This window comes from Streptomyces sp. NBC_01390 (assembly GCF_045040105.1).
Classification (GTDB): Bacteria; Actinomycetota; Actinomycetes; order Streptomycetales; family Streptomycetaceae; genus Streptomyces.
Genome location: NZ_CP109551.1, coordinates 7349885 through 7370783, shown reverse-complemented (window position 1 = coordinate 7370783; position 20899 = coordinate 7349885). Strand labels below are relative to the sequence as shown.

Sequence of the window (20899 nt, the reverse complement as noted above, 5' to 3'; positions counted from 1 at the left end):
CATCGGCCGCAACGGACACAACGGCCGGCTTCCGCGCCGTAGGCCTGCCTTAGGCCTGTCACCCCTGGAACGACTCCATACTGCGACGGAACCCGGCGGTCGGCGAGGTACGCTCCGGTCTCGTGATGGTCCACAGGCGACAAGCGCCGCAGCAGCCCGGTCGGCGGGAGACGGGACTGCCGAAGGTGGTCTTCCAGCCTCCGGCCGGAACCCCGGCGGGCCTGGAGGTGATGACCCTGGCCGACTTCCGCGACCGCACCCGTGACTGGCCCTGGCACATCGCCACCCCGCACAGGCAGGACTTCCACGCCCTGCTGCTGGTCACCTCCGGCACTCTGCGCCACCGGGTCGACTTCACCGGGTACGTACTGCCGCCCGGCTCCTGGCTGTGGATCCGGCCCGGCCAGGTGCACCAGTGGCAGAATCCCGACCGGGCCGAGGCCGTCATGATCCTCTTCCAGGAGGACTTCGTGGCCCCCGAGACCGCCGAACTGGCCGGCCTCGGCGTCACCACCGCCCCGATGCCCCTGTGCAGCCCCGATCCTTCGGAGGCCCCCGTCCTCGCGGCCGCGGCCGAACAACTGGCCGCGGAGTTCTCCCGGTCGGACCGCCGTCCGCCGCCGGTGCACACCGCGCTGCTGCACCGCCTGCTCGACGTCGTACTCCTGCGCCTCGCCCACCTGCAGCAGCACGGCCAGGGCACGGAATCCGCCCCCGAGCCCTTCCTCCGCTTCCGCGACGCCGTCGAGCGGGACTTCTCCCGCACCCATCGCATCGACGACTACGCCCGCGAACTCGGCTACTCCACCCGCACCCTCACCCGCGCCACCCAGACCGCGGCGGGCCTCAGCGCCAAGGACTACCTCGACCAGCGCCTCGCCCTGGAGGCCAAGCGCCTCCTCGCCCACGGCACCGAACCGGCCGCCACCATCGCGGCCCACCTCGGTTTCACCAGCGCCACCCACTTCGGCAAGTTCTTCCAACGCCACACCGGCCGCACTCCTCTGGCCTTCCGCGCCTCCCAACGCGCCTCGCCGCAGGCCTCGGGGTCCTTCGGCCAGGCCACCTGAACCGCGCCTTCCTGGGCCATCGAGCTACTGAGGGTGGCTGACCGTCCGGTAGACGCGGGCCCCGCCCGGTGCCGGGCGTCGGCCGGCGGCCTGGGTAGGTTGGTGGCCACCGACCCAGGAGATACCCCGTGCCCGACCGCCCCCGCGTTCTGTTCGTGACCGATCTCGCCTACGAGGCCCGGGGCCGGCGCTACTGCGATGAGGACATTTTCCTGTCGTCGCGGCTACGGAACGACTTCGACGTCGCCCTGTGCCATCCACTGGACGCCGCGGCTCTGATGGACGCCTTCGACGCGGTCGTGGTCCGCAACAGCGGCCCCGTGCTGCACTATCAGAAGGAGTACGACGCCTTCCGCGACCAGGCCGAGGCGCGCGGCACCCGGGTCTACAACCCGCTGTCCGGCCGGGCCGACATGGCCGGCAAGCAGTACCTGCTGGACCTGACCGCAGCCGAATACCCGGTCATCCCCACCATCGACCGGTCCCAGGACCTCGGCAGCCTGCCCGAGGCCGAACAGTACGTGGTCAAGCCGAAGGCAGGGGCGGACTCCATCGGCCTCCGCTTCGTGCCTCAGGAAGAACTGGCCGGCCTCACCTACGGCGAGATCCTGGTCCAGCCGCGCATCGACTTCCGCTACGAGGTGTCCTTCTACTACGTGGACGACACCTTCCAGTACGCCCTGCACGCCCCCGACCCCGACCGGCGCTGGGTCCTTGAGCCCTACCGGCCCACCGAAGCCGACCTCGACTTCGCGCGCCGCTTCATCGACTGGAACACCCTCGACCACGGCATCCAGCGCGTGGACGCCTGCCGTACCCAGGAGGGCGACCTGCTCCTGGTCGAGCTGGAGGACCTCAACCCCTACCTCTCCCTCGACCACGTCAGCGACGAGACCCGGGAAGCCTTCGTGACGAGCATGACGGCCTCCCTCCGCCAGTTCCTGGACACCTCGCCCCGCCCCTGAACCGGCAGTTGGCACAGCTCATGGGCGCGGTCACGGCGGCGCGGTCGAGTTCGAGGCGGTTGCAGCTTGGTCCAGGCGCCGGGCCACGACCGCCATCAGGGCACCGACGCGACGGCTGACACAAGGAGTTCGCCTGACGCAGCGTCAAACCACACTCCCAGGCGCCGGCATCGGGGACCACGCCACGGCTGACCGGTTGAGGCAGGTCCTGATGAGGCAGGCCCTGGCAGGTCCGCCCTCACCGCGGGTCGGCATGCGCGAGTACGCTGTCCCGTGCTCGCGCTGATCCATGTCCACCTGGCCCGGGGCAAGTTGGAACAGAGTGCCGGTCAGGACCGTCGTTGACGGTCGCGTCGGCAGGGACTGCGACCGCAGCGGGACGGTGGCGCCCCCGGTGACGACCACCGTGCGCCCTCCGAATCGCTCATCGTGACCGGTCGTTTCTCACCGATGGTCGGGGACCAGGACGATCCGGCCCCGCAGCCCGCCGGCGGCGAGGGCGTGGTGGGCATCCGCGATCCGCTCCAGCGGGTAGGTACCGGCCACCCGCAGGCTGATCAGACCGGCGCCCGCGTAGGCCGCCAGCTTGGCCAGGCGCTCGGCGTCGGTGTGCCACGCCAGGTTGGTCATCCGCACCTGGCGGCGCGCCATGGGCGCGGAGTTGAGCAGCGACACGAACGCACCGCCGTGCCGCACGGCGTCCGCCGCCCCGGCGGCCAGGTTGGCCGCGTCGACCGCGCCGTCCACGCCACCGGGCACCAGCCGGCGCACCGTGGGCACCAGGTCGTCCTCGCGCGAGACGAAAAGCTGCGCGCCGGCCTCCAGGAGTAGCTTCTCGTCGGCCGCTCCGGCCTGAGCGATCACTCGCAGGCCACGCAGTCGCGCGAGTTCCACGGTGAAGAGCCCCACCCCACCGGCGGCGCCCGACACCAGCAGCCACTGCCCCGGCTCCAGGGCCAGTGCGTCCAGCGCCTGGTCGGCGGTGGTGGCGTTCAGGCCGACCGTGGCCAACTGCACCAGGTCCGTTCCCCTGGGTGCGGGGGCGAGTTCCAAGGCCCGTCGTCCACGGTCTCCTCGGCTCCCGCTGTTGAACCGAGGGCGGGGGACGCTGCGGCGGGCGAGGCGGTGGCGGCTAACGCGCCGAGGGCGGCACCCGCTCCGGTGGCGAGCAGGCGGCGGCGACCGGGAAGGTCGGTCATGTGGCGCGGGCCGCGGTGCGTGGCCGCGCGGATCTCCAAGGTCAGCGTGTCCGGGTCCAGGCGGAAGCGCCACTGCTGGGTGTTGTGGATCGACGGGGCGGCCACGGCCGCGGAGACCAGGGTCTCCAGGTTCGTCGCATCGAGGACTGCGGTACGCATCGGGATCTCCTCCCCGACCTACGCCGGGGCGACAGGGCGTCGGGGCGTTTCGGTGACCGAATCAGCGTGGCGTCCGGCGAGCGGGACAGCAGGGGCCGTCCGGCCCCGGGTGGGCTCTGGACAGCCCGGTCGGAGCTCACTTCGTGGAGCGGTCGCCAGTGTCCGGCTGCTCCAGCTGGGAGGCGAGGACCGCGGCCTGGACGCGGCGCTGGACGCCGAGCTTGGCCAGCAGGCGGGAGATGTGGTTCTTGACGGTCTTCTCGGAGAGGTAGAGCTTCTTGCCGATCTCGCGGTTGGTCAGGCCGTCGCCGATCAGGGCGAGGATGTCCCGCTCGCGGGGTGACAGGCTCGCCAGCTCGGGTGCGACGGCGGGCGTCGCCGCGGGGTCGGCGCGCAGCGAGCGCATCAGGCGGGCTGTGGTCGCGGGGTCCAGCATGGACTGGCCGGAGGCGACCGTGCGCACGGCCGAGACCAGGTCGGAGCCCCTGATCTGCTTGAGGACGTAGCCCGAGGCTCCGGCCATGATGGCGTCCAGCAGGGCGTCTTCCTCGTCGAACGACGTCAGCATCAGACAGGCCAGCTCCGGCATCTGGCTGCGCAGCTCCCGGCAGACCGAGATGCCGTCGCCGTCCGGGAGGCGTACGTCGAGCACGGCGACGTGCGGACGCAGCGCCGGGCCGCGGACGAGGGCGTGCTCGACGGTGTCGGCGTCGCCGATCACCGAGATGTCCGGTTCGGCGTCGAGGAGGTCGGTGATGCCGCGTCGTACGACCTCGTGGTCGTCCAGCAGGAACACGCGGATCGGATTCTGTTCCGTGAAGGTGCGTGCCTCGGCCATGACGACCCCTTGTTCCCCGATGGCGGACAGGCTGCGGGTGGCCCGTGACGACGATCATCGCTCGCCGGGGCCGGATGCACTAGGGCCGACCGGCCCTACTGGGCTTCGGGACACGCCCCCTCATCATGCCGTGGAGGAGCTCTTCACCCAGCTCGAAGGGCCGCCGCCACCATGATGAGGACGGTGCTGGACGACCCTGCCGGTGCACTCACCGGCCGTCGGCCGCTCGACGCCGAGAAGCGCCCGCACCTGGCCTGGTGGATGGCCGCCCGGATCCCTCCCTCCTCTTTCTCGGTCCTCGGCCTCGGCCCTCGGTGCCTTGCCGGGCTCAGGCATGGGTGCCGGCGCCGTAGGGGGCGTACAGGTCCAGCAGCCGGGTCCGGGCGGAGCGGAGGCGGTGGGCGAGCACGTCGCCGACCCACTGGGCGACGGTGCGCCCCATCGCCGGATCCTCCTGGCACATCAGCCGGACAGCCGTGGCGTCGAACTCGTACGCCCGTACCGGGGTCGTCGCCTCGGCGCCCATGTGCCAGACGTGCGGCCCGAACAGCCAGGACCAGCCGACGAGTTCGTTGTGGCGGAGGGTCTCGATGACGGCCGCGCGGCGGCCCGGCACGTGCATGTCGAGCTCGACGGTGCCGGTGCGGATGATCCAGAACCGGTCGGCCTTGCCGCCCTCCTCGAACAGGCGCGTCCCCTGGGGGACGGACACCTCGCGGGCGACGCGCATGAGTCGCTGCCGGTGGTCTGCGGGCAGGGCTCGCAGCATGCTGGGGGTGGGGGTGGTGATCATGAGGTGGCCTCCCTGCGGAGTGTGGGACCTGCCATGACCAGCGTGTGCCCGACGCCCGGCGGCAGGCCATGGGCCACCCGGTCCCTCGACCGGGCCGTCCGGCTCCGGCTCGGAGACCTCCGGCCCCCTGCGGTCACGCCGGACCGGCTGTTCGCCGAAGGGGTGAGACGACCCGCCCATCGGAGGGGGCCTGCCGTTCCGCAGGCTCGGCACCGCGAAGTACGAGGCCGGGCGCACGGTCTGCCGGCCTACTGATCACGACACCGTTCCCGGTACGCGGCCACCGCCGTCGGCAGGGTGGGGAAGATCAGCTCTCTCCCCACGGCGTCCGCGAGGCCGTACGCCTCAAGGTCGTCCAGGAGGTCCTGCTTGACCCGTGCCAGGGCGAAGACGATGCCCCGGCGGCCGAGTTCGCGGCGGAGTTCGTCGACCGCGTCCAGCGCGGTGATGTCGACCTCCACGTTGGCCTCGGTGTTGAGGACGAACCAGCGGACGGGCGCCGTCTGTTCGTCCAGGGCGGCCAGGGCGCGGCGGCGGAAGTTCTCGGCGTTGGCGAAGAAGAGCGGGGAGTCGTAGCGGTAGACCAGGAGGCCGGGAATCGTGCGGGCCTGCGGGTAGTCGTCGACGTCGTGCATGCCGGCGACCCCGGGCACCATTCCCTCCACGGCGTCGTGCGGGCGGGCCACCCGTGTCAGGAGCTCGGCCACCGACAGGCCGACGGCCACGAGGACGCCGTACAGGATGTCGAGGGTCAGCACCCCGGCCAGGCAACCGAGGGCGAGCAGAAGTTCGCGACGGCGGAACGAGGCCAGGCGGCGAAAGCCCGCGAGGTCGATCATCCGCACCGCCGCGTACACGACCAGCGCGCCGAGCACCGCCGACGGCGTGCGGCTGAGCAGCGGGCTCAGGAAGAGCAGTACCGCGAGGACCACGGCCCCGGCCACCAGGGAGTACGCCTGGCTGCGGGCGCCCGCCGAGGAGGCGAGGGCGGTACGGCTGGCGCTGCTGCTGACGGGGAAGCCGTGCAGGACGCCGGCGCCGAGGTTGGCCGCGCCCAGTGCGAGGAACTCCTGGTCGGCGTCGAGGCCGGGGCCGTCGCCCTCGTCGTGGCCGGTGAACGCCCGAGCGGTGAGGATGAAGTCCGTGTACGCGACCAGGAGTACGCCCAGGGCGGGCAGGACCAGGCCCGGCAGCTCGGACAGGTCGGGCCGGGCGAAGCTCGGCAGACCCGAGGGGACCTCGCCGATCACCTTGATGCCGTACCGGTCGTCGAGGCCGAAGGCCACCACGGCGAGCGTGCCGAGGACAACGGCGAGCAGCGGGCCGGGCACGGCACGGACGTACCTCGCCGTCAGGAGGAGCAGTACGAGTACGGAGACGGAGAGGACGGCCGTGGCCGTGTGGACGTCGGCCAAGTTCCCTGCGAAGGACCACAGTTGGGGGAAGAACCGGGTTTCCGCCGTCCCCACTCCGGTGAGTCTGGGCAGCTGGTCCACGATCATGATCAGGGCGACGCCCGCCAGATAGCCGATCAGGACGGGGCGGGAGAGCAGGTCCGCGAGGAAGCCCAGGCGTATGGCCCGTGCCACCAGGCACAGCAGGCCGACCGTGACCGCGAGGGTGGTCGCCAGGACGGCGTAGCGGCCGGGGTCGCCGACCGCGAGCGGGCCGACGACCGTGGCCGTCATCAGCGCGGTCGTGGACTCGGGACCCACCGAGAGCAGGCGTGAGGACCCGAACAGGGCGTACAGGGCGAGGGCCGGGAGGATCGCCCAGAGCCCGGCGACCGGGGGCAGTCCGGCGACGCCCGCGTACGCCATGACCTGGGGGACGAGGTACGCGGCCACCGTGACGCCGGCCAGCAGGTCGCCGCGCAGCCAGGCGCGCCGGTAGCCGAGGAGGACGACGGCGCCGGGCAGCAGGCGGCGCCATCCCGGGATGTGCCTGCCCGTGTCCTGCCTCATGAGCCACCTTCCTCGGTCCGCCTCAGGATCCACCGGCGCGCCCGCGACGGCGAGTTCTGTCCGGCGGAGGTCGATCATGCACCCCAACGGTCCCTGCGGACAGGGCCGTTCAGCCCAACGGCCACCGCCCCGGCGAGACGGGAGCGGGCCGGTGGGTCCGCCGCTCCGAAGCACCGGCCGGCTGGGCCGGTCGGCCCTCGGCCGGGACCTGCGGCCCCTGCCGAGGGCCTTGTCCGGGGACGAGTCTCGTATCGGAGCCCCCGATTCAAGAGGTGGAGATCATGACCCGCACCATCACCGTCGGCCTCGACGGTTCGAACGAGAGCCTGGCCGCCGCCGAGGAGGCTCGGCGGCGAGGCGCCGAGCTGACGGCCGTACGGGCCTGGCGGTGCCCCGCGCACGAGACGACCGACCACCCTCTGCTGGCCGGGGAACCCGCCCGGCTGCACGAGCAGCAGGCGGTGGAGACGCTGGAGAAGGCGCTCCAGGACGTCCCCGCCGGGGTCGAGGTGCGTCGCCGTTCGGTCGAGGGTCACGCGCGGACGGTACTGGTGGACGCCTCGCGCGACGCCGACCTCCTGGTCCTCGGGGCCCGTCGCCGGCAGCGGCACTTCGGGCTCCAGCTGGGCCGGGTCGCCCACGGCGTGCTGCACCACTCCGCCTGCCCGGTCGTCATCGTGCCCGAGGGGGTGTGACCGAGGTGGCCGGCTGCTCAGAGGCTCGCCGCGTGGTCGGGGACGTAGGTCTGCAGATCACGCGGCGGGCGCTGGTAGCCGGTCGACGGCGGGCGCTCGGGCAGTGTCAGCACCGGTGGCGGGACGTCGTCGTAGGGCACCGAGCCGAGCAGGTGCGCGATCGTGTTCAGGCGGGCCCGCCGCTTGTCGTCGCTCTCCACGACGTACCACGGCGCCTCCGCGATGTCGGTGTGCACCAGCATCGCGTCCTTGGCCCGGGAGTACGCCTCCCAGCGGGTGATCGACTCCAGGTCCATCGGGGAGAGCTTCCAGCGTCGAAGCGGATCCTCCAGGCGGCGCCGGAACCGTTCCTGCTGCTCGGTGTCGCTCACCGAGAACCAGTACTTGCGCAGCAGGATCCCGGCCTCGGCCAGCATCCGCTCGAAGATCGGGCACTGACGGAGGAACAGCTGGTACTCCTCCCCGGTGCAGAAGCCCATCACGTGCTCGACCCCGGCCCGGTTGTACCAACTGCGGTCGAACAGCACGATCTCGCCGGCGGCCGGCAACTGCTCGACGTACCGCTGGAAGTACCACTGGGTGCGCTCGCGCTCGGTCGGCTTCGGAAGCGCCGCGATCCGGGCGACACGGGGGTTGAGGTGTTCGGCGACCCGCTTGATGGTGCCGCCCTTGCCCGCCGCGTCCCGTCCCTCGAAGACCACGACCAGCCGGGTGCCCGTCGCTCGCACCCACTCCTGCAGTTTCACCAACTCCGTCTGCAGGCGCAGCAGTTCCTTCTCGTACGTCTCCCGCGGCAGCTTCGCCGCCTTCTTGCCGGCCATGCCGCCTCCACCGTCCGATGACCCAACCACGGAGCCATCCCATGTCCGAGGCCGAACGCGTCGAACACCTGGACGCCACCGTACTTTCCGACGACGAACTGCGCACCCTGGACGCCCACTGGCGTGCCGCCAACTACCTGGCCGCCGGACAGATCTACCTCCTCGCCAACCCCCTGCTGACCGAGCCCCTCAGGCCCGAGCACATCAAGCCCCGGCTGCTCGGCCACTGGGGCACCTCGCCCGGCCTCAACCTCGTGTACACCCACCTCAACCGGGTGATCGGGGCACGTGGACTGGACGCGCTGTGCGTGTGGGGGCCGGGGCACGGCGGACCGTCCGTGCTCGCCAACTCGTGGCTGGAGGGCAGCTACAGCGAGACCTACCCCGACGTGCCGCGCGACGGGGAGGGGATGGCGCGGCTGTTCCGGCAGTTCTCGTTCCCGGGCGGGGTGCCCAGTCACGTCGCCCCCGAGACGCCCGGCTCGATCCACGAGGGCGGTGAGCTCGGCTACTCCCTCTCCCACGCCTACGGCGCCGCCTTCGACAACCCGGACCTGCTGGTCGCCTGTGTGATCGGCGACGGTGAGGCGGAGACCGGTCCGCTGGCCGCCTCCTGGCACTCCGACAAGTTCCTCGACCCCGTCCACGACGGCGCCGTCCTGCCGATCCTGCACCTCAACGGCTACAAGATCGCCAACCCGGCCGTCCTGTCCCGTCTCCCCGAGCACGAACTCGACGAACTCCTGCGGGGCTACGGCCACGAGCCGATCCACGTCACCGGCGACGACCCGGCCAAGGTCCACCGCGCCATGGCCGCCGCCCTCGACTCGGCACTGGACCGCATCGCCGGGATGCAGCGCTCGGCCCGCGAGGACGGGGTCTCCGAGCGCGTGCACTGGCCGGTGATCGTGCTGCGCACCCCGAAGGGCTGGACCGGCCCGGCCGAGGTCGACGGCGTGCCCGTCGAGGGCACCTGGCGGGCCCACCAGGTGCCGCTGGCCGCCGTACGCGAGAACCCGGCCCACCTACGGCAGTTGGAGACCTGGCTGCGCTCGTACCGGCCCGAGGAGCTGTTCGACACCGACGGCCGCCCCCGCGCCGACGTCCTGACCTGCGTCCCCGACGGTTCCCGACGCCTGGGCTCCACCGCGCACGCCAACGGTGGCCTCCTCGTCCGGGACCTGCCCATCCGGCCGCTGGACGACTTCGCCGTACCGGTCGAGAAGCCGGGCACGACGCTGCACGAGCCGACCCGCGTCCTCGGCGACCTCCTGGCGCAGGTCATGCGGGACACCCGGCTGCGCCGGGACTTCCGGATCGTGGGCCCGGACGAGACCGCCTCCAACCGCCTCCAGGCCGTCTTCGACGCCAGCGGCAAGGCATGGCAGGCCGAACACCTGCCGGTCGACGAACACCTCGACCGGCACGGCCGGGTGCTGGAGATCCTGTCCGAACACACCTGCCAGGGCTGGCTGGAGGGTTACCTCCTCACCGGCCGGCACGGGCTGTTCTCGTGCTACGAAGCGTTCGTGCACATCGTCGACTCGATGGTCAACCAGCACATCAAGTGGCTGAAGACGTCCAGGGAGCTGCCCTGGCGTGCTCCGATCGCCTCCCTCAACTACCTGCTGACCTCGCACGTCTGGCGCCAGGACCACAACGGCTTCTCCCACCAGGACCCGGGCTTCGTCGACCACGTCCTCAACAAGAGTCCCGAAGTCGTACGGGTCCACCTGCCGCCGGACGCCAACACCCTGCTGTCCGTGGCCGACCACGCCCTGCGCAGCCGCGACTACGTCAACGTGATCGTCGCCGGCAAACAGCCCTGCTTCGACTGGCTGTCCATGGACCAGGCCCGCGCCCACTGCGCGCGCGGGGCCGGGATCTGGGAGTGGGCGGGCACGGAGGACGGCTCCAGTGAGCCGGATGTCGTGCTGGCCTGCGCCGGGGACGTCCCGACCCAGGAGGTGCTGGCCGCCGCCCAGTTGCTGCGCCGCAACCTCCCCGACCTCGCGGTCCGCGTGGTGAACGTCGTCGACATGACCCGTCTCCTCCCGCGCGAGGAACACCCGCACGGCATGAGCGACTTCGAGTACGACGGCCTGTTCACCACCGACAAGCCGGTGGTCTTCGCCTACCACGGCTACCCGTGGCTCATCCACCGCCTCGCCTACCGCCGCACCGGCCACCAGAACCTGCATGTGCGCGGCTACAAGGAGTCCGGCACCACGACCACCCCGTTCGACATGGTCGTCCGCAACGACCTCGACCGCTACCGCCTGGTCATGGACGTCATCGACCGCGTCCCCGGCCTCGCGGTGCGCGCCGCCGCCGTACGCCAGCGGATGGCCGACGCCCGTACCCGCCACGCGGCCTGGATCCGCGAGCACGGCACCGACCTGCCCGAGGTCGCCGACTGGACCTGGAACAGCTGAACGGCCGTTCCTGCGACCGGAGTTCACCGCCATGACCGTACGCGTCGGCATCAACGGCTTCGTACGAGGCGGTCGTGGTCGGTGGCGCCCTGTACACGGGGCGCCGGCACAAGGATGCCCGCCGCTTCGTCCGCCGCCACCGCCGGGCACTCACCGGACGCCCGCTGTGGCTTTTCAGCAGCGGTCCGCTCGGCGCCGAGACGGCTGGGCGGGACATCCCGCCCGTGCCCGGGGTGAGGAAGGCCATGACCCGGCTGGACGCCCGCGAGCACGTCACTTTCGGCGGCTGTCTGGAGGAGGGCGCGAAGGGATGGGTGGCCGGGATGATCCTGCGCTCGGGGAAGGGCGGGGACTTCCGGGACCTCACCGCCATCGAGGAGTGGGCGGGGCGGGTGGCCGCCGAGCTGACCGGACGGTGAGGGGATGGCGGAGGGGGCGGTCCTGGTGGCAGGACCGCCCCCTTGCGCGGCGTACGCCTATGCCGGCACCACGGCGACGGGAGACCGTGCCTCGCGCACGAGCCCGCGCGCGACCGTCCCCAACCCTTCACCCTGCCCGCTCCGCCCCACGACCACCAGACCGGCGCCGGCGGACCGCCGCACCAGGGCCTGGACGGGCGTGAGCAGCCGGACGTCCTCCAGGACCTCCACCTCCGGGTACTTCTCCCGCCAGGTTCGCAGTGCGTCGGACAGCAACTGCACCTCGTGGTCCTCCCAGGCGGCACGGTCCTCCTCCGGTATCCCGAAGGGCAACTCGGCGGCGCAGGAGGGGAACCGCCAGGCGTGCACGGCACGCAGCCGTACACCCAGGCGCCGGGCGGCGTCGAAGGCGAAGCCGACGGCTCCCGCCCCCGGGTGGCGGGCGTCCATGCCGAGCACCACCTCCGCGAGGAGGAGTTCCCTGGACTCCTCCTCGGGAACCAGGACGACGGGACAGGGCGAACCGGCCACGGTGTCCAGGTCCCGCGCGCCGGCCACGACCAGTTCCGCAGCCTCGGGGACGGCGGGCGTCCAGTGTCGGTTCACCCGGAGCGGCAGCCCGCGCCGGGTCGATTCCCGGGAAGCCCACCGGACGACCGCCCGGCAGGGTGCCGGGTAGCCGACGTGGGCGACGACGACTCGTTCCATGAGATCTGCCTTCTTCCTGCCGCCCTCACTGGGTCAGCCGATGTCGACCGGCACCTCGGGCCGGCGGCGCAGGGTGTGGTGCACCGTGTGGTGGCGGCCGGGCCTCAGCCGGTGCGGTGCCCCCACTGCGGGCCGACCATGTCCCACTCCCTGTCCCAGCCCGCCATACGCCGCTGGTCGAGCCGCCAGCGGGCGAGCGCGCCCACGGTGTAGACGCCGCCGATCAGGGAGAAGCTTGCGAAAGTACCCATGACGGCACCCTCAACGGTGGCCTCCCTGGCACTCGGCGGCTCGGTGACCAGCGTGCCCTGGCCGTCCTGCCAGACCACGACACGGGTTCCGGACTTCAGACCGGTGCCGACCAGGGTGCTGTGGGTGCGGCTGGAGCCGTCGGGGGCCGTCCAGCGGACCTCGGCAAGGGCCTTGTCGCCCGAGGACCACTCCCCCGACGTGGGTTTCGGTACGTCGGAGAGGAGGACGGCGTGGACGGAGTGCCGTTCCACGCGCTGCTCGTCGAGGGAAGCTTCGGTGGCGTGTGCCGCGACCAGGCCGACGGTGGTGCCTCCCACGACGGCGAGTATCCACACGGCCAGTACGACCCATGCCTCGACGATGTCGTCGCGCCGGCGCAGCGGGTTGCTCCGCAGGCGCCAGAACCGCTTCCTCATCGGCTTGCCATGTCCCATGGCTCCGCACCTCCTCCGGTCGTTCGTCACACCTCGAAGGTGGCAGTCCTGGCAGGTGCCGGGCACGGGCCGACCAGGTGCCGTCCTGGGGCCGCTCGGAACCTGTTCGCGACGGCGTACGGGGCCGAACGGCCTAGATCGCGACGGGGCTCGGCAGAACCTCGGACAGGCAGGGCTGGATCTCGAAGACCTCACCGAGCCCGGCGGCGCGGACGACTCGCAGGATGCTGCCGCTGCCGGTGACCAGCCGCAGTCGTCCGGCACGCGCCTGGATCCGCCTGCGGGCCCTGCACAGGGCTGCCAGTCCGGAGCAGTCGATGAAGGACACGGACGTGAGGTCGACCACCAGGTCGGGGTGCGGGCCGTACGTCAACGAGTCTAGGAGTGTCGACAGCGGGACCGCCACCGCGAGGTCGATCTCGCCGGACGGCGTCACGACGGTCGTTCCGGCGACCGTGCGGACCGTGAGGGGCGGCACGGAACTCGTGAGGTTTTCGGACATGGTCAGATCCAAGCCGCGCCGACGGACCGGCCGGGAGGGCCGAACGGTCCCCTCCGGCCCGGTCCGGCCGGCCCTGGACCACCCTTCGTGGCGGGCCAGGAGGGCCCGACCGGCCCAAGCGGCATCCGCGCACGAGGGCCAGGCTGGACATGCGGGGCGTTTCCGGCGCGAGGAGGCAACCGGTCCCCGACCGGCTGCCGACACCTCACCGCCGAGCCCCGCAGCGGAACGAACTGGGTGGTCGAGGCCACCCGGGACGCCGTCGTCGTGGTCGTCGGAACCCACAGACACGGCGGTCACCCGGGACCGGTCACCCACGCACTGCTGCACGGCGCGCACTGCCCGTGGTCATAGTCCCCGGCGGGTGAACAGCCGCCACCCGCCGCCACCCAGGTTCCGCCCGCCTCGGACGGCCGGACACGGTTCACACCGGGTCCGGCCAGCCGTCCGTCGTGAGCAGGACGCCGGTGACCAGGTCCGGCCGGATCCGGACGGCCCGGTCCATGCTCTGCTCGGCCCACGGCCGCAACATCCGCTCGTAGCGGGCGAGTTCACCGGGGTCGGTCACCAGCCGGGCGTACCCCGTCACCACCACGCTCCAGCCGAGGTGCGTGTCGGGGTCGATGGCGTCGGCCTCGTAGGCGACGACGACGCCTGGGCCGCCGTTCCCCTGGGCGGAGGACGTCAGCGCGGCGGCCTCGTGGGTACGGATGACGATGTCGCCGCGGTCCAGGACGTGGTTGACCGGGCGGACGGTCGGCAGGGCGTGCCGGGTGAAGACGATCCTCCCCAGGGACACCGTGCCCAGCAGTCGCAGCGCCTCCGCGCTGTCGAGTTCGACACGGCGGCGGGACGCTGCGACTGCTGGGCTGTTGTCGTGGGCCATGTGGGCTTCCATATACGTGATACGTGTCGTCTTCGGGCTGCCAGGGGTACGGCTCGGAGCGGTACCTCGGGGATCGCTACAGCTCCAGCCCCCACTGTCGTCCGGGGCACGGCTCCTTCCCAGGGGCCAATGGGCCCCGATGAGGATCTGATCGGCCCCTGCCAGGCCGGGCAAGGACCCTCGGTGGACACGGGACCAGGACCTTCCTGCCCCACCCCGGTGCGCGACCCGCTGCACCTGGGCGCCCAGCTGGTCCTCCAGCCGGTCCGCGAGTGCGGGCGCGTCCGCCTCCCGCGCGTGGAGGACGACCGGATGGCTGCCCACCCTCGGCCCTGGCCGCCCACGGCGGCATCGCGTGGTGGGCGGTGGCCCCGCTGACGGTGATCCGGCCGGTGACGGCCGGCAGCCCCGGCCGGGCGAGGGCTGTGCCGGCCTTGCCCGGGAGGCAGGGGAGCGCCTCGCCGTCCGCGTCGCCGTTCGTGCGGATCTGTACGGCGGCGAACGCGTCTTCGGCGCTGCGATCCGATCCCGCACCACCGCGCTCCCCGCACCGGTAGCGTGACTCCTGATCGGAGCGGCCGGTGTCAGCCCGCCCCAGGGACCGGAGGAGACGCAGGTGGGAACCCCCGAAGAGCCCCGGGAAGCCCAGCCGGCCCGGGTGCGGCTGCCGCAGCTGAGGCTGGACGAGCTGCTGGAGGAGCTCCAGGCACGCCTGGACGCCGCCCGCGGCACCCGGGACCGGGTGCACAGCCTGCTGGAAGCGGTGCTGTCCGTCGGCCGGGAACTGGACCTGGAACAGGCCCTGCGCGGCATCGTGGAGGCCGCGGCGGTGCTGGTCGACGCCGAGTACGCCGCCCTCGGCGTGATCGGCCCGGACGGCAGGCGGCTGTCCGCCTTCCACACCGTCGGCGTCAGCGAGGAGCAGATCACCCGGATCGGCCCCTTCCCCGAGGGCCACGGCATCCTCGGCGAGCTGATCCACCACCCCGAGCCGCTGCGGCTCGCGAAGATCTCCGAACACCCGGCGTCCTACGGCTTCCCGCCCAACCACCCGCCGATGAACACCTTCCTCGGGGTTCCCATCCGGGTGCGCGAACAGATCTTCGGCAACCTGTACCTGACCGAGAAACGGGGCGGGGCGCAGTTCGACGAGGAGGACGTCTCGGTGACGTCGACCCTGGCCGTGGCGGCCGGAGTCGCCATCGACAACGCCCGTCTCTACGAGGAGTCCCGGCTGCGGGAGCGCTGGCTGCGGGCGAGCGCGGAGATCACCCACACCCTGATGGCCGGTGGCGAGCAGGGGAAGGTCCTCGGGCTGATCGCCGACCGCGCCCGGGAGATCACGGGTGCGGCGCTGGCCGTGGTCGCGGTGCCGATGGCGGACACCGGCTCGCTCGTCATGGAAATCGCCGTGGGGACGGACTCGGAGGCGCACCGGGGTCTGGTGGTGCCCGGGGAAGGCAGCCTCATAGGCGCGGCCTTCGCCTCCGGCACCCCTGTCACCAGCGGCGACGTGTCCCACGACGAGCGGGTGTCGCCCGAGCCCGCCCGCTTCGCCGGGCTCGGCCCGGCCGTGGCGGTCCCGATCGGGACGGACCCCGGGGCGGTCCGGGGCGTCGTACTGCTGGTCCGGGAGGCCGACGCCACGGCGTTCTCCGGCAAGGAGATCGAACCGCTGAAGGGCTTCGCTGCACAGGCGGCGGTCGCGATCGAACTGGCGGAGCGGCGCGCGGCCGCCGAGGAGGTCGCGGTGCTCCAGGACCGCGACCGTATCGCCCGTGACCTGCACGACCTCGCCATCCAGCGGCTCTTCGCCACCGGCATGACCCTGCAGAGCGCGGGCCGTTTCATCGAGCACTCCGAGGCCTCCGAGCGGGTGGTGCGCGCGGTGGACGACCTCGACGAGACCATCAAGATCATCAGGTCGACGATCTTCGGCCTGCGCTCGCGAGACGGCGCCGACGGGACCGGGCTGCGGGCCCGCGTCGTACGGATCGCCGGTGAGGCGGCCCCGGTGCTGGGCTTCGCACCCAGCGTGCGGATGGAGGGCCTGATCGACACCGACGTGCCGCGGGAGACCGCCGACCACGTCGTCGCCGTCCTTTCCGAGGCCCTCACCAACATCGCCCGCCACGCCCACGCCGACCGTGCCGACGTCGCCCTCACGGTCGGCTCCGGCCAGGTGCGCCTCACCGTTACCGACCACGGCGTCGGCATCCCGGCCGACGGCCGCCGAAGCGGGCTGCGCAACATGGCGGAGCGGGCCCGGCAGCTCGGTGGCGAACTGGAACTCAGCAGTCCTGAGGACGGTGGCACGACGTTGGTCTGGTGGGTGCCCGTCGCGTCGGCGTAGCCGGAACCGGAACATGGGCCGCTCGGCCCAAGCGCCGGGCCCCGCGATGTTCGACCCTGGGGGTGACGCGAAGACATCCCAGCACCACACCACGGGAGGACGCCATGCACGGCACCCCGTACGTCGTGGACGACGTGATGACCCGTACCGTCGTCGCCCTGCGTGACGCGGCGGAGTTCAAGGACATCGCCAAGGCCATGCGGCACCGGCGGATCAGCGCGCTGCCCGTGCTGGACACCGACGGCAGGGTCGTCGGCGTCGTCTCCGAGGCCGACCTGCTGCCCAAGGAGGCGTTCCGAGACCAGGACCCGGCCGACCCTCGGACCCGGCACGCGACCGGGCGGGCCAAGGCCCGCGCGGTGACCGCCGGAGAGCTGATGAGCAGCCCCGCGGTCACCGTCACCGCGGACGCCACCCTCGCCCAGGCGGCCCGGCTGTTGGCCCGGCACCGGGTCAAGCGACTGCCCGTGGGGAGCGCGTGCGTGCGGCTCTGGTGGAGGCGGAGGAGGTGCTCCGGTGCCGGGTGATCGGCCTGGAGCAGTATCTGGAGACCCGGCACCGAGCGCACGCCCGGGTCGAGGACCGCATCCGCACCGCCAAGAACACCGGCTTCGACTGAACGACCGAGGCTTGGTCTTCCGGTGCGCCGGGCGCGGGCCGGGGGCCAGCCCGAAGTAGCCGGGTTGCAGCCTGTCGCGCCGCCGGCGCAGGAAGTCCGCCAGCTCCTTCTTGTGCATGATCTCCATGGTGACCGCCTGCGGCTGGGTCAGCCAGGGATCGGCGATTCCTGGCTGAGCCGTTGCGCTGACGAGACCAGGCGAGGCCTTCGGGAGGATCGCCGGTCCACGGACAAGCGGTCCTCTCCCGCCCCGGCCGGGACGCCCGCATAGTCGGGGTTGCCGGGGCGCGCCCCGGCAACCCCGCAGCGAAGGAGAGCTCACCTCATGAAGATCACCGGAAAACACGGTCCTGATCACCGGCGGCACCTCGGGTATCGGGCCCGGACTGGCCCTGCGCCTGCACGAGGCCGGCAACACGGAGATCGTCGCCGGCCGGCGTAAGGACCTGCTCGACCAGATCGCCACCGAGCACCCGGGCACCCGGGCACCCGGGCATCGAGACGCTCGTCCTGGACGTGGCGGACCCCGCGTCGATCACCCGCGCCGCAAGCACCCTGGCCGCGAGCCGTCTTCAGCTCAAGGTGCTGGTCAACAACGCCGGCATCATGCTGCCGGAGAACCTGCTCGATCAGGCCTGCCTGTCGACCGCCGAGGACCACGTCACGACCAACCTGCTCGGCCCGATCCGGATGACGTACGCCTTCCTGCCGCACCTGGTGACCATGGACGACGCCGCCGTCCTGAACGTCACCTCGGCGCTGGCGTTCGTGCCGTGGCCGGTAACCCCGACCTACAACGCGACCAAGGCCGCCCTGCACTCGTTCTCCGAGAGCCTGCGCGTCCAACTGGCCGGCACGCCCGTCCAGGTGATCGAGGTGGCGCCCCGCCGGGGGTCCGGACCGGACTGATGGGCCAGCAGGACAACGGGCAGGCCATGCCGCTGGACGAGTTCCTGACCGAGACACTGACACCGCTGGACGCCCAACCCGACGCCAAGGAAATCGTCGTGGAAGGCGCCAAGTTCGCCCGCTACGCCGAGGCCACCGGAACCTACGACCAGGTCCTGACCATGCTCAGCAGCTTCAAAGCCTGACCCGTACAACCCGCGGCCCTGTCCAGCACGCAGATCGAAACGCTCGATGTGAACGCCGGGTACTTCTCGCCCATTACTCGGCGAGCGTGAGGCGGGTGTTGAGCATGGCCGCCCGTGCGGCCGATGCGACAGCGAATCGGGAGTTGGTGATCCAGGAAACGACGACCTGATCGCTGGTAGCAGATCTGCTACCGACGGAGGACTGACCATGACCCACGAGGGAACGACCGACCTGGTCGACACCTTCGCGATGAACACCTTGGCCGTTGCGCTGCTCGGTTGCTGCTTGACGCCGGACTGCCCGCGCCGTTCGCCGCCCTCCTGGTCGACTCCGACCTCGGCGTGAGCCGCGGCGAACTCTTCGTCGCCAGCACCGACCTGCAACGACTCATCGGACGCCCGAGCAAGCCGCTCACCGACGTCGTCGCCGCCGCGGTCAAGACAGCCTGAACCGGCCGCAGCGCCAACCGGGCAGCCGTCTCAAAGTGTCCCGGCCTTCTGTCCCATTCTCCTTAAGGAGCGCCACCCCGTGAGCCCTACCACGCGCGCCCGCAGCGCACTTGTCGCAGTCCTCGCCTCAACCGCCCTGCTGGGTGCCGCCGCCATGCCCGCCGCCGCGGTACCGCCGACCGCCTCCGCCGACCACGCCGGTTACGACTCCCTCGCCCGCCTCGGCTACCAGAAGGCCGTCGCCGTCCGCGTCCTCAAGGGCGTGTTCGAGCAGGGCGACACCAACGTCGTCGACCGCTACGTACGCCCCGGCTACATCCAGCACAACCCGTTCGCGCCGGACGGCGCCGAGGCGCTGAAGAATCTGGGCGTCGGCTTTCACCAGCAGTTCCCGGACGCCGAGTACGACGTCAAGCGGGTGATCGCCGAGGGCAACCTGGTGGTGGTCCACTCGAACATGGTGACGACGCCGGGCACGCGGGGCGCGGCGGTGTTCGACATCTTCCGCTTCCAGGGCGGGAAGATCGCCGAACACTGGGACGTGAGCCAGAACGTTCCGGAGACCTCCGCGAACGGCAACGACATGTTCTCGACGGAGAGTTGGCCGCGCACACGGCAGCCGGGGCCCGCGTGGCTCACGGCGTCCAGCAGGAAGCTGGTCACCGAGGCCTTCGACGAAATCGTAGTACGGAAGAACCTGTCGGCGATCGACCGCTACTTTGGGCCCGAATACCACCAGCACAACCCATTCGCCGTCGACGGGGTTGAGGGCGCGAAGGCGGGCCTCGGTGCGTACCTCGAGGCATTCCCGGAGGTGGCATTCTCACGGAAGCGGGTGATCGCCGAGGGCGACCTCGTCGTGGTCCACAGCCACGCCCTGACCGCCCCCGGTGAGCGCGGTACGGCGTTCATGGATCTCTTCCGGGTGCGGAACGGGAAGGTCGTGGAGCACTGGGATGTGATCCAGGACGTGCCGGAGACCTCCGCGAACGACAACACCATGTTCTAGCCCCGTTTGAGATCTTGGTTCAGGCCCGGGTTGTAGGGCGGCTACCGCGTGATCGTCTGTGTGTTGTGGACAACACTCGAATCTCGCGGTGGCCGCTGGTCACCACGCAGACGTCGCCGGAGGGCGGCAGGTCGTGGCCTCGCCGGCCGCGAAGGCGGCCGGGGTGAGACCGGTGCGGTCGCGTCTGTGTGCTGGCGGGCGCCGTCTACGGCCTCAAGCGCCTACGGGCCGGTACCGACGTGCGGGGGCTGCTGCCGGCCGCCGCCTGCGCGGGCGCAGCAGTCGCAGTCGGGGCGGCAGCCGAAGGCGTCTGTCTCCCCGCCGGCGGCCGGAACCACCGCGGTGGGTCGGTGTCCGGACCCGGGCAGGAGTTCCGGTTCCACCTCTTCCGCGATGCTCTCCACTCAGGTCCAGGCGTCGACCGAGGAGCTGCCGCCCGCAGGGCCCCGGACAACCGTGGCGGTCAGTTCCCTCACGCGGTCGGCAGGTACCGGAACGCCCGGGGTCTGGAAGATCCATTCCATCGTCTTGTCCAGGCTCACGTCCTTGGGCACTTCCCCGTAGTAGGGCTTGCAGTAGAGGGGCGTGCCTGGTTCGCTGCGCCAGCTGTCGGCGAGCGTGCCGATGTCCACCGCGTCGTAGCCGAGGAGGTCGAGCAACTCCACGACCTCCGCCTTGGCGGCGGCATCGTCGCCGGCGATCGGCATGGCACTGCGGTCCGGCGCACCCGCGGGGCGGGCCAGGCTGAGCAGCTGGCTGACGACGATGTTGCTGGCCGCCTTGACCACACGGGAGTCGGCCAGGTGGCGCTGCACCAGCTCGCTGCTCGTCAGCTCGTTCGCGTCCAGTTCGGCGATGCGGCCGTCGCGCTCCGGGTAGTAGTTCAGCGTGTCGATCACGATCTTGCCCGCCAGCGGCTGGGCCGGGATCTTCTCGTAGGCGCTCAGCGGGATGGACACCACCACCAGGTCCCCGGCCTCGGCGGCCTCGGCGGGAGTGGCCGCCCGGGCGCGGGGGCCGAGTTCGGCGACGAGACCGGCGAGGGACTCGGGACCGCGGGAGTTGCTCAGGACGACGTCCAGGCCGGCGGCGACAGCAAGGCGGGCCAAGGTGCCGCCGACGTTGCCACTGCCGATGAAGGCGAGTGTCTTGCTCATGGTGCTCTGTTCTCCCATGGGATGAGGAAATGCCGGACCGGCCACAGCCACGAACCGTAACCGGACCGGCTGGTCAT

Annotated in this window: 20 protein-coding genes and 2 pseudogenes; 11 read left to right on the top strand and 11 right to left on the bottom strand. The window is 71.6% G+C overall.

Annotated elements, in window-relative coordinates; translation table 11 throughout:
- Nucleotides 1-125 precede the first annotated feature (125 nt).
- On the top strand, nt 126-1070 hold the full coding sequence (locus OG241_RS33270) for a helix-turn-helix domain-containing protein (protein WP_405826538.1): 945 nt from the start codon (nt 126-128) through the stop codon (nt 1068-1070).
- A gap of 128 nt (nt 1071-1198) precedes the next feature.
- On the top strand, nt 1199-2035 hold the full coding sequence (locus tag OG241_RS33265) for a hypothetical protein (protein ID WP_405820580.1): 837 nt from the start codon (nt 1199-1201) through the stop codon (nt 2033-2035).
- Nucleotides 2036-2479: 444 nt separating this feature from the next.
- Here the strand turns inward: OG241_RS33265 and OG241_RS33260 are convergent, their stop codons facing one another.
- The 5 genes from OG241_RS33260 to OG241_RS33240 all read right to left on the bottom strand — a co-directional run bounded on the left by OG241_RS33260 (nt 2480) and on the right by OG241_RS33240 (nt 6988).
- A complete protein-coding gene (locus tag OG241_RS33260) occupies nt 2480-3052 on the bottom strand; it encodes a zinc-binding dehydrogenase (protein WP_405820578.1) in 573 nt (190 codons plus the stop codon).
- Nucleotides 3028-3393, bottom strand: coding sequence for a hypothetical protein (locus OG241_RS33255; RefSeq protein ID WP_405820576.1), 366 nt, complete (start codon nt 3391-3393; stop codon nt 3028-3030). The genes OG241_RS33260 and OG241_RS33255 overlap by 25 nt, the downstream gene beginning before the upstream one ends.
- Nucleotides 3394-3529: 136 nt before the next feature.
- The gene (locus tag OG241_RS33250; protein WP_405820574.1) at nt 3530-4231 is read right to left on the bottom strand and encodes a response regulator; all 702 of its coding nucleotides are present in this window, start codon (nt 4229-4231) and stop codon (nt 3530-3532) included.
- A 328-nt stretch (nt 4232-4559) separates the two neighbouring features.
- A complete protein-coding gene (locus OG241_RS33245) occupies nt 4560-5024 on the bottom strand; it encodes a cyclic nucleotide-binding domain-containing protein (protein ID WP_405820572.1) in 465 nt (154 codons plus the stop codon).
- A 248-nt stretch (nt 5025-5272) separates the two neighbouring features.
- Nucleotides 5273-6988 (bottom strand): SulP family inorganic anion transporter, encoded by a 1716-nt coding sequence (locus tag OG241_RS33240; RefSeq protein WP_405820570.1) that lies wholly within the window; start codon nt 6986-6988, stop codon nt 5273-5275.
- Nucleotides 6989-7209: 221 nt separating this feature from the next.
- On the opposite strand from OG241_RS33240, the pseudogene OG241_RS33235 reads away from it, so the two are divergent.
- Nucleotides 7210-7683: pseudogene (locus tag OG241_RS33235) on the top strand (universal stress protein); the annotation flags it as partial.
- A 17-nt stretch (nt 7684-7700) separates the two neighbouring features.
- Here the strand turns inward: OG241_RS33235 and ppk2 are convergent.
- Nucleotides 7701-8504 (bottom strand): polyphosphate kinase 2, encoded by an 804-nt coding sequence (gene ppk2, locus OG241_RS33230; protein ID WP_405820568.1) that lies wholly within the window; start codon nt 8502-8504, stop codon nt 7701-7703.
- Between the two features lie 41 nt (nt 8505-8545).
- Between ppk2 and OG241_RS33225 the strand changes: the two genes are divergently transcribed.
- Nucleotides 8546-10939, top strand: coding sequence for a phosphoketolase (locus tag OG241_RS33225; protein ID WP_405820567.1), 2394 nt, complete (start codon nt 8546-8548; stop codon nt 10937-10939).
- Nucleotides 10940-10989: 50 nt separating this feature from the next.
- Nucleotides 10990-11358: pseudogene (locus tag OG241_RS33220) on the top strand (flavodoxin domain-containing protein); the annotation flags it as partial.
- A 57-nt stretch (nt 11359-11415) separates the two neighbouring features.
- Here the strand turns inward: OG241_RS33220 and OG241_RS33215 are convergent.
- The 4 genes from OG241_RS33215 to OG241_RS33200 all read right to left on the bottom strand — a co-directional run bounded on the left by OG241_RS33215 (nt 11416) and on the right by OG241_RS33200 (nt 14140).
- Nucleotides 11416-12066, bottom strand: a complete 651-nt coding sequence (locus OG241_RS33215; protein WP_405820565.1) for a universal stress protein — start codon at nt 12064-12066, stop codon at nt 11416-11418.
- Between the two features lie 104 nt (nt 12067-12170).
- Entirely contained in the window at nt 12171-12752 is a 582-nt protein-coding gene (locus tag OG241_RS33210; protein WP_405820563.1) for a hypothetical protein, read from the bottom strand.
- Nucleotides 12753-12885: 133 nt separating this feature from the next.
- Nucleotides 12886-13254 carry an STAS domain-containing protein gene (locus OG241_RS33205; RefSeq protein WP_405820561.1) on the bottom strand — a complete coding sequence of 123 codons (369 nt, stop codon included), beginning with the start codon at nt 13252-13254 and terminating at the stop codon, nt 12886-12888.
- Between the two features lie 424 nt (nt 13255-13678).
- Complete coding sequence (locus OG241_RS33200) at nt 13679-14140, bottom strand: pyridoxamine 5'-phosphate oxidase family protein (protein WP_405820560.1); 462 nt, start codon at nt 14138-14140, stop codon at nt 13679-13681.
- Between the two features lie 616 nt (nt 14141-14756).
- Between OG241_RS33200 and OG241_RS33195 the strand changes: the two genes are divergently transcribed.
- The 6 genes from OG241_RS33195 to OG241_RS33170 all read left to right on the top strand — a co-directional run bounded on the left by OG241_RS33195 (nt 14757) and on the right by OG241_RS33170 (nt 19665).
- Nucleotides 14757-16493, top strand: a complete 1737-nt coding sequence (locus OG241_RS33195; protein WP_405820558.1) for a GAF domain-containing protein — start codon at nt 14757-14759, stop codon at nt 16491-16493.
- Between the two features lie 104 nt (nt 16494-16597).
- The gene (locus OG241_RS33190; protein ID WP_405820556.1) at nt 16598-17020 is read left to right on the top strand and encodes a CBS domain-containing protein; all 423 of its coding nucleotides are present in this window, start codon (nt 16598-16600) and stop codon (nt 17018-17020) included.
- Between the two features lie 608 nt (nt 17021-17628).
- Nucleotides 17629-18021, top strand: a complete 393-nt coding sequence (locus tag OG241_RS33185; protein WP_405820554.1) for an SDR family NAD(P)-dependent oxidoreductase — start codon at nt 17629-17631, stop codon at nt 18019-18021.
- Nucleotides 18021-18206 carry a hypothetical protein gene (locus tag OG241_RS33180; RefSeq protein ID WP_405820552.1) on the top strand — a complete coding sequence of 62 codons (186 nt, stop codon included), beginning with the start codon at nt 18021-18023 and terminating at the stop codon, nt 18204-18206. Before OG241_RS33185 ends, OG241_RS33180 begins: the two co-directional genes overlap by 1 nt.
- Before the next feature lie 279 nt (nt 18207-18485).
- Nucleotides 18486-18656, top strand: a complete 171-nt coding sequence (locus OG241_RS33175; protein ID WP_405820550.1) for a hypothetical protein — start codon at nt 18486-18488, stop codon at nt 18654-18656.
- Nucleotides 18657-18735: 79 nt separating this feature from the next.
- Nucleotides 18736-19665, top strand: a complete 930-nt coding sequence (locus OG241_RS33170; RefSeq protein ID WP_405820548.1) for a nuclear transport factor 2 family protein — start codon at nt 18736-18738, stop codon at nt 19663-19665.
- Between the two features lie 404 nt (nt 19666-20069).
- On the opposite strand, the gene OG241_RS33165 is transcribed toward OG241_RS33170, so the two are convergent.
- Nucleotides 20070-20822, bottom strand: coding sequence for an NADPH-dependent F420 reductase (locus tag OG241_RS33165; protein WP_405820547.1), 753 nt, complete (start codon nt 20820-20822; stop codon nt 20070-20072).
- Nucleotides 20823-20899: the final 77 nt, after the last annotated feature.

Excerpts from the sequence above, each read along its gene's own strand:
- OG241_RS33270 (WP_405826538.1), top strand. The coding sequence starts at position 126 with ATGGTCCACAGGCGACAAGCGCCGCAGCAGCCCGGTCGGCGGGAGACG.
- OG241_RS33255 (WP_405820576.1), bottom strand. The coding sequence starts at position 3,393 with ATGCGTACCGCAGTCCTCGATGCGACGAACCTGGAGACCCTGGTCTCC.
- OG241_RS33250 (WP_405820574.1), bottom strand. The coding sequence starts at position 4,231 with ATGGCCGAGGCACGCACCTTCACGGAACAGAATCCGATCCGCGTGTTC.
- OG241_RS33245 (WP_405820572.1), bottom strand. The coding sequence starts at position 5,024 with ATGATCACCACCCCCACCCCCAGCATGCTGCGAGCCCTGCCCGCAGAC.
- OG241_RS33240 (WP_405820570.1), bottom strand. The coding sequence starts at position 6,988 with ATGAGGCAGGACACGGGCAGGCACATCCCGGGATGGCGCCGCCTGCTG.
- ppk2 (WP_405820568.1), bottom strand. The coding sequence starts at position 8,504 with ATGGCCGGCAAGAAGGCGGCGAAGCTGCCGCGGGAGACGTACGAGAAG.
- OG241_RS33225 (WP_405820567.1), top strand. The coding sequence starts at position 8,546 with ATGTCCGAGGCCGAACGCGTCGAACACCTGGACGCCACCGTACTTTCC.
- OG241_RS33215 (WP_405820565.1), bottom strand. The coding sequence starts at position 12,066 with ATGGAACGAGTCGTCGTCGCCCACGTCGGCTACCCGGCACCCTGCCGG.
- OG241_RS33210 (WP_405820563.1), bottom strand. The coding sequence starts at position 12,752 with ATGGGACATGGCAAGCCGATGAGGAAGCGGTTCTGGCGCCTGCGGAGC.
- OG241_RS33205 (WP_405820561.1), bottom strand. The coding sequence starts at position 13,254 with ATGTCCGAAAACCTCACGAGTTCCGTGCCGCCCCTCACGGTCCGCACG.
- OG241_RS33200 (WP_405820560.1), bottom strand. The coding sequence starts at position 14,140 with ATGGCCCACGACAACAGCCCAGCAGTCGCAGCGTCCCGCCGCCGTGTC.
- OG241_RS33190 (WP_405820556.1), top strand. The coding sequence starts at position 16,598 with ATGCACGGCACCCCGTACGTCGTGGACGACGTGATGACCCGTACCGTC.
- OG241_RS33180 (WP_405820552.1), top strand. The coding sequence starts at position 18,021 with ATGGGCCAGCAGGACAACGGGCAGGCCATGCCGCTGGACGAGTTCCTG.
- OG241_RS33165 (WP_405820547.1), bottom strand. The coding sequence starts at position 20,822 with ATGAGCAAGACACTCGCCTTCATCGGCAGTGGCAACGTCGGCGGCACC.